8 protein-coding genes, 2 tRNA genes and 1 pseudogene are annotated in these 9,459 nt (G+C 71.6%); 10 read left to right on the forward strand and 1 reads right to left on the reverse strand.

Annotated features, from left to right (window positions below; all coding sequences use genetic code 11):
- The 10 genes and pseudogenes from D8M29_RS14485 to D8M29_RS05340 form a co-directional block, all read left to right on the forward strand.
- Positions 1 to 363, forward strand: a pseudogene (locus D8M29_RS14485) (folate-binding protein YgfZ); the annotation flags it as partial.
- A gap of 54 nt (positions 364 to 417) precedes the next feature.
- Positions 418 to 1,008, forward strand: a complete 591-nt coding sequence (locus D8M29_RS14490; RefSeq protein WP_370450148.1) for a DUF721 domain-containing protein — start codon at positions 418 to 420, stop codon at positions 1,006 to 1,008.
- Positions 1,009 to 1,377: 369 nt separating this feature from the next.
- Complete coding sequence (gene gyrB, locus D8M29_RS05310; RefSeq protein ID WP_170747709.1) at positions 1,378 to 3,528, forward strand: DNA topoisomerase (ATP-hydrolyzing) subunit B; 2,151 nt, start codon at positions 1,378 to 1,380, stop codon at positions 3,526 to 3,528.
- A 66-nt stretch (positions 3,529 to 3,594) separates the two neighbouring features.
- On the forward strand, positions 3,595 to 6,291 hold the full coding sequence (gyrA, locus tag D8M29_RS05315; RefSeq protein ID WP_095353489.1) for a DNA gyrase subunit A: 2,697 nt from the start codon (positions 3,595 to 3,597) through the stop codon (positions 6,289 to 6,291).
- On the forward strand, positions 6,288 to 6,788 hold the full coding sequence (locus D8M29_RS05320) for a DUF3566 domain-containing protein (protein WP_049145010.1): 501 nt from the start codon (positions 6,288 to 6,290) through the stop codon (positions 6,786 to 6,788). Before gyrA ends, D8M29_RS05320 begins: the two co-directional genes overlap by 4 nt.
- Before the next feature lie 100 nt (positions 6,789 to 6,888).
- Positions 6,889 to 6,962 (forward strand) — tRNA-Ile (locus tag D8M29_RS05325).
- A gap of 58 nt (positions 6,963 to 7,020) precedes the next feature.
- Positions 7,021 to 7,182 (forward strand): hypothetical protein, encoded by a 162-nt coding sequence (locus D8M29_RS13785; protein ID WP_020624432.1) that lies wholly within the window; start codon positions 7,021 to 7,023, stop codon positions 7,180 to 7,182.
- A gap of 11 nt (positions 7,183 to 7,193) precedes the next feature.
- A tRNA-Ala gene (locus D8M29_RS05330) sits at positions 7,194 to 7,266 on the forward strand.
- A gap of 252 nt (positions 7,267 to 7,518) precedes the next feature.
- Positions 7,519 to 8,307: a queuosine precursor transporter gene (locus D8M29_RS05335; protein WP_049145006.1), complete on the forward strand. Its 789-nt coding sequence runs from the start codon at positions 7,519 to 7,521 to the stop codon at positions 8,305 to 8,307.
- A 76-nt stretch (positions 8,308 to 8,383) separates the two neighbouring features.
- The gene (locus D8M29_RS05340; protein ID WP_020624434.1) at positions 8,384 to 8,611 is read left to right on the forward strand and encodes an amphi-Trp domain-containing protein; all 228 of its coding nucleotides are present in this window, start codon (positions 8,384 to 8,386) and stop codon (positions 8,609 to 8,611) included.
- Positions 8,612 to 8,644: 33 nt separating this feature from the next.
- Here the strand turns inward: D8M29_RS05340 and D8M29_RS05345 are convergent, their stop codons facing one another.
- A complete protein-coding gene (locus tag D8M29_RS05345) occupies positions 8,645 to 9,292 on the reverse strand; it encodes an MBL fold metallo-hydrolase (protein ID WP_049145002.1) in 648 nt (215 codons plus the stop codon).
- Positions 9,293 to 9,459 lie beyond the last annotated feature (167 nt).

Consider the following 9,459-nt stretch of genomic DNA (forward strand, 5'->3'; position numbering starts at 1 on the left):
GGCCCGGACGGCGGCGTCGCCGCGCACTACGGTCGTCCCCTGCCCGAGCAGCGCGCCCTCGCCCGGGGCCGCGCCCTGGTCGACCTCTCCCACCGCGCCGTGCTCTCCGTGTCCGGCCCGGACCGGCTGAGCTGGCTGCACACGCTCGGCACGCAGCACGTCGAGACGCTGCCCCCCGGCACGAGCACCGAGATCCTCTTCCTCGACGTGCAGGGGCGGATCGAGCACGCCGCCCACCTCCTCGAGGACGGCGCCGCGGCCTGGCTCGTCACGGACCGCGAGGACGGCCCGGGCCTGGCCGCGTGGCTCACCTCGATGCGCTTCTCCCACGACGTCACGCTGCGGGACCACACCGCTGCGGTCGCCGTCGTGGGTGCCACCGCGCCCGTGCCCGGCTGGGAGGACCGCACCGTGTGGCTGGACCCGTGGCCCCGCGTCGGGGCGGGCGGCTGGGCCTACACGGCCGATCCGGATCCCGAGGCCCACCCGGGGGCGGACTGGGCCTGGCGCGAGTACCTCGTCACCCGGGCCGACCTCGAGGCCACCGTCCGCGCACTCGGCACGGGCGCGCTCGCGGGCTGGTCCCTGGCGGGCACGACGGCGGCCGGCCGGGAGCGGCAGGACCGTCGGCGCCCGTTCGGGGGTGCGGACCGGGACCCGGCCACGGTGTCCACCGTGTTCGGCCGACTGATCCGCGATCGCGGCTGGTCCACCCCCGTGGCGGTCGGCTCCGTGCTCACCCGCTGGGCCGAGCTGGTGGGGCCGGAGATCGCGCTGCACTGTCGCCCGGAGAGCTTCGAGGACTCCGTGGTGCGGGTCCGGACGAGCTCCACCGCGTGGGCCACGCAGCTGCGCCTGATGAGCCCCGTGCTCCTGCAGCGCTTCGACGAGGCGCTCGGGCCCGGCGTCGTGACCCGCATCGAGGTGGCGGGGCCCCAGGCCCCGAGCTGGCGCAGGGGGCCGCGCACCGTGCGCGGCGGACGCGGGCCGCGCGACACCTACGGCTGAGTCCGCGGCCATCCGCGCGGCGCCCGACGACGACCCGGACGCGGCGAGGCCATGGGCGCCGCTCTAGCGCGGTCACAGGGTCGGTGACGGCCCGGGAGGCATAGGCGGTCTCCTGCGCGCGTCCTGAGCCGTGTCCCTGGCCGCTGAGCGGGTGTTCTCCCGCGGCGGACCCCCGTCGATGCGGGCCCTCGGGGTGTCAGGCGGTACACTGGGACCAGTGAGAGGGGGCCGGCCGTCGTCCGTCCCCCGCCCCCGTGGATCTGCGGGAGCGTGTCGCGTGCCGGTCCTGTCCGGGCGGCGTCGCGCGCCTGCGCGCGGGTCGACCCTGCCGCCGACGTCCGAGGAAGTGAGCCACCCGTGGTTGACGCCATGCCCGAGAACCCCGCGGAGGAGCCGACCGCCGCGTCGGCCGCGCCGAACCCGGAGGCCGTGCCGGACGCCGTCGGGCAGCCCGAGGCCCCGGTGAAGGACCGGAAGGTGCCCGGTGAGTACGGCGCCAGCGCCATCACCGTGCTCGAGGGCCTCGAGGCCGTCCGCAAGCGCCCCGGCATGTACATCGGCTCCACCGGCCCGCGGGGCCTGCATCACCTCGTGTACGAGGTCGTGGACAACTCCGTGGACGAGGCGCTGGCCGGCTACGCCACCGGCATCGACGTCACGCTGCAGGCCGACGGCGGCGTGCGCGTGGCGGACGACGGCCGCGGCATCCCCGTGGACCTGCACCCCACCGAGGGGAGGCCGACCGTCGAGGTCGTCATGACGATCCTGCACGCCGGCGGCAAGTTCGGCGGCGGCGGCTACGCCGTCTCGGGCGGCCTGCACGGCGTGGGCATCTCCGTGGTCAACGCGCTCTCCCGCCGCGTGGACACCGAGGTCCGCCGTCAGGGGCACGTGTGGCGCATGTCCTTCGCGGACGGCGGCGTGCCCCAGGGCGAGCTGGTCAAGGGTGAGGCCACGGACGCCACGGGCACCGTGCAGACGTTCTACCCGGACGCGGAGATCTTCGACTCGATCGAGTTCGACTACGAGACCCTGCGCGCCCGCTTCCAGCAGATGGCCTTCCTCAACAAGGGCCTGCGCATCACCCTCACGGACGAGCGCGTCCAGGAGTCCAACGAGGTCGTCGACGACGAGATCGCGGGCGAGGGCGCCGCCGGCGAGGACGTCGCGGAGAACGGCCTGGCGGAGGACACGGAGCAGGAGCCCCAGCGCCGCTCCGTCACCTACCTGTACGAGAACGGCCTGCTCGACTACGTCCAGCACCTCAACTCCGCCAAGAAGGTCGAGTACGTCCACGACGACGTCATCGCCTTCGAGGCCGAGGACTTCTCGGACGGCCGCTCCATGGCCGTCGAGGTGGCCATGCAGTGGACCTCCGCCTACTCGGAGTCCGTGCACACCTACGCGAACACGATCAACACCCACGAGGGCGGCACCCACGAGGAGGGCTTCCGCGCCGCGCTGACCTCCTTGGTCAACCGGTACGCGCGGGAGAAGGAGATCCTCAAGCCCAAGGAGGACAACCTCTCGGGCGAGGACATCCGCGAGGGCCTGACCGCCGTGATCTCTGTGAAGCTCTCCGAGCCGCAGTTCGAGGGCCAGACCAAGACCAAGCTCGGCAACTCCGAGGCCCGCGGGTTCGTGTCCAAGGCGGTCACGGACCACCTCGGCGACTGGTTCGAGCGCAATCCGGGGCCGGCCAAGGAGATCATCCGCAAGGCCATCATGGCCTCGCACGCCCGCCTGGCCGCCCGCAAGGCCCGGGACAACGCCCGCCGCAAGTCCCCGCTGGAGTCCTTCGGCATGCCCGGCAAGCTGGCCGACTGCTCCTCGAAGGACCCCGAGCGCTGCGAGGTGTACATCGTGGAGGGCGACTCCGCCGGCGGTTCGGCCAAGCAGGGCCGCAACCCGGAGACGCAGGCCATCCTGCCGCTGCGCGGCAAGATCCTGAACGTGGAGCGCGCCCGCCTGGACAAGGCCCTCGGCAACGCCGAGATCCAGTCGATGATCACGGCGTTCGGCACCAACATCGGCGAGGAGTTCGACATCTCCAAGCTGCGGTACCACAAGATCGTGCTCATGGCGGACGCGGACGTGGACGGCCAGCACATCACCACGCTCCTGCTGACCGTGCTGTTCCGGTACATGCGCCCGCTCATCGAGGCCGGCCACGTGTTCCTCGCGCAGCCGCCGCTGTACCGCATCAAGTGGTCCAACGCCCCGCACGACTACGTGTTCTCGGACGAGGAGCGCGACGCCGCCGTCGAGGCCGGCCTGGCCAAGGGCTGGCGCTACCCCAAGGACAACGGCGTGCAGCGCTACAAGGGCCTGGGCGAGATGAACTACCAGGAGCTGTGGGACACCACCATGGACCCGGAGCACCGCACCCTGCTGCAGGTGACCATGGAGGACGCCGCCGCCGCGGACGCCGTCTTCTCCATGCTGATGGGCGAGGACGTGGAGTCCCGCCGCAGCTTCATCCAGCAGAACGCCAAGGACATCCGCTTCCTGGACGTCTGAGCCGGACCCGCAGACCTGCCTGAGTCGACCACCCTCCCCGCCTGAGGGGAGCACGAGAGGACCCGCGTGAGCGACGAGACCACCCCCCAGACCCCGGACGAGCCCGTCGAGGGCGCCCCGACCCCGCAGCCCCCGCAGACCGGCCTGGACATCGAGGTGGAGCACTACGTGCTCCCCGAGGGCGCCGCCGACAAGGTCGAGCCCGTCGACCTCGAGTCGGAGATGAAGCGCTCGTACCTGGACTACGCGATGGCCGTGATCGTCGGCCGCGCGCTGCCGGACGTGCGCGACGGCCTCAAGCCCGTGCACCGTCGCGTGCTCTACGCGATGTACGACGGCGGCTACCGCCCGGACCGCGCGTTCAACAAGTCCGCCCGCGTGGTGGGCGACGTGATGGGCAACTACCACCCGCACGGCGACACCGCGATCTACGACGCCCTCGTGCGCCTCATCCAGGACTGGGTCCAGCGCTACCCGCTGGCGCTCGGCCAGGGCAACTTCGGCTCCCCGGGCAACGACGGCGCGGCCGCCCAGCGCTACACCGAGACCAAGATGGCCCCGCTGGCCATGGAGATGGTCCGGGACATCGACGAGGACACCGTCGACATGCAGGACAACTACGACGGCAAGCAGCAGGAGCCCGTCGTCCTGCCCGCCCGGTACCCGAACCTGCTGGTCAACGGCTCCTCGGGCATCGCCGTCGGCATGGCCACGAACATCCCGCCGCACAACATGCGCGAGGTGGCCGCGGGCGTGCAGTGGTACCTCGAGCACCCCGAGGCCACTCGCGAGGAGCTGCTCGAGGCGCTCCTGGCCCGCGTGCACGGCCCCGACTTCCCCACGGGCGCCCAGATCCTGGGCCGCAAGGGCATCGAGGAGGTCTACCGGACCGGCCGCGGCCCCATCACCATGCGCGCCGTGGTCAACGTGGAGGAGATCCAGGGCCGCACGTGCCTCGTGGTCACCGAGCTGCCCTACATGACCAACCCGGACAACCTGGCCGCGAAGATCGCGGAGATGGTGCGGGACGGCAAGATCAGCGGCATCGCGGACATGCGCGACGAGACCTCCGGCCGCACCGGCCAGCGCCTGGTGATCGTGCTCAAGCGCGACGCCGTCGCCAAGGTGGTGCTGAACAACCTCTACAAGCACACCGAGCTGCAGTCGAACTTCTCGGCCAACATGCTCGCGCTCGTGGACGGCGTGCCGCGCACCCTGTCCCTGGACGGCTTCGTGCACCACTGGGTGAAGCACCAGATCGACGTGATCGTGCGCCGCACCGCGTTCCGCAAGCGCAAGGCCGAGGAGCGCGCGCACATCCTGCGCGGTCTGCTCAAGGCCCTGGACATGCTGGACGAGGTCATCGCGACCATCCGCCGCTCGGCCTCGGCGGACGTGGCCCGCGAGGCCCTCAAGGAGCTCCTGGACATCGACGACGTCCAGGCCCAGGCCATCCTGCAGATGCAGCTGCGCCAGCTCGCTGCCCTGGAGTCCCGGAAGATCCAGGACGAGTACGACGACCTCATGGCGAAGATCGCCGAGTACAACCGGATCCTGGAGTCCCCGCAGCGTCAGCGCGAGGTCATCTCCGAGGAGCTCGCCGAGATCGTGGCCAAGCACGGCGACGACCGCCGCACCGAGATCATGGCCGGCTTCGACGGCGACATGTCCATCGAGGACCTGATCCCCGAGGAGGAGATGGTCGTCTCCATCACCCGCGGCGGCTACGTCAAGCGCACCCGGATCGACCAGTACCGGTCCCAGGCGCGCGGCGGCAAGGGCGTGCGCGGGGCGACGCTGCGCGGCGACGACGTCGTCGAGCACTTCCTCACCGTGTCCACGCACCACTGGCTGCTGTTCTTCACGAACTTCGGCCGCGTGTACCGCATCAAGACGTACGAGCTGCTCGAGGCCGGCCGCGACGCGAAGGGCCAGCACGTGGCCAACCTGCTCGCGTTCCAGCCGGACGAGCGGATCGCCCAGATCCAGCCGCTCGTGGACTACGGCCGGGCCCCGTACCTCGTGCTCGCCACGCGCGGCGGCCTCGTGAAGAAGACGCCGCTGCTGGACTACGACACGAACCGCACCGCCGGCCTGATCGCGATCAAGCTGCGCGAGGGGGACGAGCTGGTCTCGGCCCGCGTGGTCTCACCCGACGACGACCTCATCCTGATCTCGCACAAGGGCCAGTCCCTGCGGTTCACCGCCACGGACGAGGCGCTGCGTCCCATGGGCCGTGCGACCTCGGGCGTGACCGGCATGAAGTTCCGCGACGACGACTCCCTGCTGACGATGGACGTGGTGGAGGAGGACGGCTACGTCTTCACCGTCACGGACGGCGGCTTCGCCAAGCGCACCCACGTGGACGAGTACCGCCTGCAGAACCGCGGCGGCCTCGGCATCAAGGTCGCCAAGCTCGTGGACGACCGCGGCGAGCTCGCCGGCGGTCTCGTGGTGCGCGAGGACCAGGAGGTCCTCGTGGTGATGGCCTCGGGCAAGGTGGTGCGCTCCGCCGTCGCCGGCGTGCCGGCCAAGGGCCGCGACACGATGGGCGTGATCTTCGCCAAGCCGGACAAGCGGGACCGGATCGTCGCCGTCACCCTGAACAATGAGCAGGAGATGGAGGCGAAGGCGGACGCCGAGGCCGAGGCGGGGCCGGATGTACCCTTGGACGCAGACATCGACCCGACCGACCCCGTAGCCGCACCGGAGGACGCCCTGACGCAGGACGCCGGTGAGGGTGCAGACGGAGGAGAGCAGTGAGCACGTCCGCGTCGTCGCGTCCCGGCCAGGGGCGGAGCACCGGGAAGGCCGCCGAGCCGCGGTCCGGCCGCCCGGTGCGCAAGGCCAGCGGGTCCTCGCAGGAGGACCTGGTCCGCGCCGTCCCGAAGGCCAAGGTGCGCCGCGCCCGCCTGGTCCTGACCCGGGTGGACCCGTGGTCCGTGCTGAAGCTGGCGTTCCTGCTCTCGGTGGCGCTGGGCATCCTCACGGTGGTGGCGGCGGTGGCGCTGTACTCGCTGTCCGACGTCCTCGGGATCTTCGACAGGGTCAACGACGTGATCGGCACCGTGCTCGGCTCCGAGGCCGGGCGCTACACCGTGGCGTCCCTGGCCCCGCTGAGCACCGTGACCTCGCTGGCCACCGTGCTGGCCGTGGTCAACGTCATCCTGCTGACCGCCCTGGCCACCGTGGCCGCGCTGCTCTACAACCTCTGCGCGAGCCTCGTGGGCGGCATCGGCGTCACGCTGACGGACGACTGAGCCGACCTTCGCCGACGCCCCGCGCGGATTTGCGCGGGGCGTCGGCGTTCCTGTACAGTCATCTCCTGTTGTGAACGGCGTCAGCCGTGAGCGACGGTGAGGGCGTATAGCTCAGGCGGTTAGAGCGCTTCGCTGATAACGAAGAGGTCCCAAGTTCAAGTCTTGGTACGCCCACTCCCACCACACAGAGCCCCGGTCCGCTGGGGCTCCGTTCGTCTCCGGAGGTCTTCCCATGGGTCGACTGGCACGCGTGGCCCTCGTGGTCAGCGCCGCGGCAGCCGCCTATGGGGCGCGTCTCTGGCGGGAGAACAGTGCGGGGAAGGACGTCTGGGCCACGGCCACGGACGACCTGCCGGAGGACGCCGACGGCGTCGAGCCGGCACCGGAGGACTGACCCGTCCTCACGGGGGCATGGCGCAATTGGTAGCGCACCTGCTTTGCAAGCAGGGGGTTAGGGGTTCGAGTCCCCTTGCCTCCACCGAAGAAGGGCCCGGGAGTCGTGAGATTCCCGGGCCCTTTCGTATGCCCAGGGTGGCCGCCGGCGCCGGCACCGTGGGCAGAAACCGGCGACCCGGGGGCTCCTGGGGCACAAACCGCAGGACTTCGGGCCCCGTGGGCAGAAGAGAGGGCGTTTCTGCCCACGGAGGGACGGGGATGGCCTGCCCCGAACCCCCGCCGCCGGACCCGCCCACCGTGCCCGCCGTCGTCGTGCGTGGTGTTGGATGGTCCGGTGAACACCACCATCGACACCCCGTCCCCCGACCGACCCGCCTCTGGGCAGGGCACTCCGGCCTACGCCCGGGTGCCCGCGAGCTACTACGACATCTTCGTGGGCGTCTTCATCGCCCTCCTGATCCTCTCCGGCGTCACCGCGGCCAAGCTCTTCTACGGCCCCACCGTCCCGGTCATCTCGGACCTCTTCTACGACGGCGGCCCCCTCATCTTCGACGGCGGCGCCTTCCTGTTCCCGTTCGCGTACATCGTCGGCGACATCCTCGCCGAGGTGTACGGCTGGCGCCGGGCCCGCCGCGCCATCGTCCTCGGCTTCGCGATGCTCGTGCTCGCCGCCCTCACCTACACAGTGGTCTCCTGGACCACGCCCGTCGAGGGCTTCGAGGTGTGGGACCAGGCCCTCGCGCCCATGCTGCGGATCACCGTGGCCGGCTTCGTCGCGTTCCTCGTGGGCTCCCTGCTCAACGCGTCCATCGTGGTCCGCCTCAAGGAGCGCATGAGGGAACGGCACGTGGCGTTCCGGCTCATCCTCTCGACCGTGGTCGGCCAGTTCTTCGACACCCTGATCTTCTGCACCATCGCCTACGCCGGCACCATCTCGCTGCTGGAACTGGCGAACTACACGGTGACCGGCTTCGCGTACAAGACTCTCGTGGAGATCCTCATCGTGCCGGTGACCCTGCTCGTCATCCGCGCCCTCAAGCGCCGGGAGCCCACCTACCGGGCACCCGGCTTCGAGATCCACCGCGACGACGATCCCGCCCTCGCCCCGGCCGCGTCCCGCTGACCCGCACGGGCCCCGGCGCGGCCGCGCCGGGGCCCGTCCGTCGCGCGCACCCCGCCCACCGGCTACCGTCGGTGCCATGGGCAAGGACCTCTTCGAGCACGAGCAGCAGCAGACCCTCAGCCGTGAGCAGGCCGCCGCACGCCTACGCGACCTCGCCGACCAGCTCTCCCGGCAGAACGAGGTGCGGGTCGAGCACGGCGGCCGTGACGTCGTCGTCACCGTCCCGGACCGCGTGGGCCTCGAGGTGGAGCTCGAGGTCGAGGACGGCGGCGACGCCGAGCTGGAGATCACCCTCAGCTGGTGACCGGCCCCGGGGCGGCCGCTGCCTCCCCGTGCTTCAGAACGTCCAGGGCTCCCCGGGGGCCAGACGCCGGTAGTCGGTCACGCCCTCGGCGAGCCCCGAGAGCACCCCGTCCACCACGCCCTTGCCGTCCTCGCTGAGGATGCCGTCGTGGATGGGGCGGGTGTGCGTCGCCGCGATGGCCCGCATCTGGTCCACCACGTCCGCGATGCGCAGCCACGGCGCCGCGGCGGGCAGCAGGAGCACCTCGACGTCGGCGTCCGGCACCGTGAACGAGTCGCCGGGGTGCAGCACGGCCCCGTCCACGAGGTAGGACACGTTGACCGGGCGCGGGACCTCGGCGTGGATCACCGCGTGCTCCCCGCCGAGCACCTCCACCCGGAAGCCGGCGGCCTCGAACGTCTCCCCGGGCACGGCCGTGTGCACGTGTCCGGCGTCGAGTCCCGCCTCCGCCAGCGGCCCCGTCAGATCCCGTGGCGCCCACACGTGCGCCTCCGTGCCGGCCACGGCCCTGGCCAGCTGCTCGGGGACCACGTGGTCCGGGTGGCCGTGCGTCACGAGGACGGCATCCGCGCCGTCCAGCACCGCCGCGTCGCTGAACGCGCCGGGGTCGAACGCGAGGCGCCGACCGGCCTTCTCGAGGCGGACGGCCGAGTGGCCGAAGAGGGTCAGGGTCGTGCTCATGCAGATCACTCCTCCGCCCGGCGTCGGGATCCCGGGCGCTCCCAGCCTCCCGCGCGCTCCCGGCGGTGGACAAGGCCCGCGCCCCGTTCGACGGCGGCCCACCGGCTCCCGCCCCGACCTGCGCCCGGACGCGCGCCGGCCCGGCTCGGCAGAGCACACGTCTGAAC

It is taken from the genome of Micrococcus sp. HSID17227 (genome assembly GCF_003989405.1).
GTDB classification, from domain to species: domain Bacteria; phylum Actinomycetota; class Actinomycetes; order Actinomycetales; family Micrococcaceae; genus Micrococcus; species Micrococcus luteus.

Excerpts from the sequence above, each read along its gene's own strand:
- gyrB (WP_170747709.1), top strand. The coding sequence starts at position 1,378 with ATGCCCGAGAACCCCGCGGAGGAGCCGACCGCCGCGTCGGCCGCGCCG.
- D8M29_RS13785 (WP_020624432.1), top strand. The coding sequence starts at position 7,021 with ATGGGTCGACTGGCACGCGTGGCCCTCGTGGTCAGCGCCGCGGCAGCC.
- D8M29_RS05340 (WP_020624434.1), top strand. The coding sequence starts at position 8,384 with ATGGGCAAGGACCTCTTCGAGCACGAGCAGCAGCAGACCCTCAGCCGT.
- D8M29_RS05345 (WP_049145002.1), bottom strand. The coding sequence starts at position 9,292 with ATGAGCACGACCCTGACCCTCTTCGGCCACTCGGCCGTCCGCCTCGAG.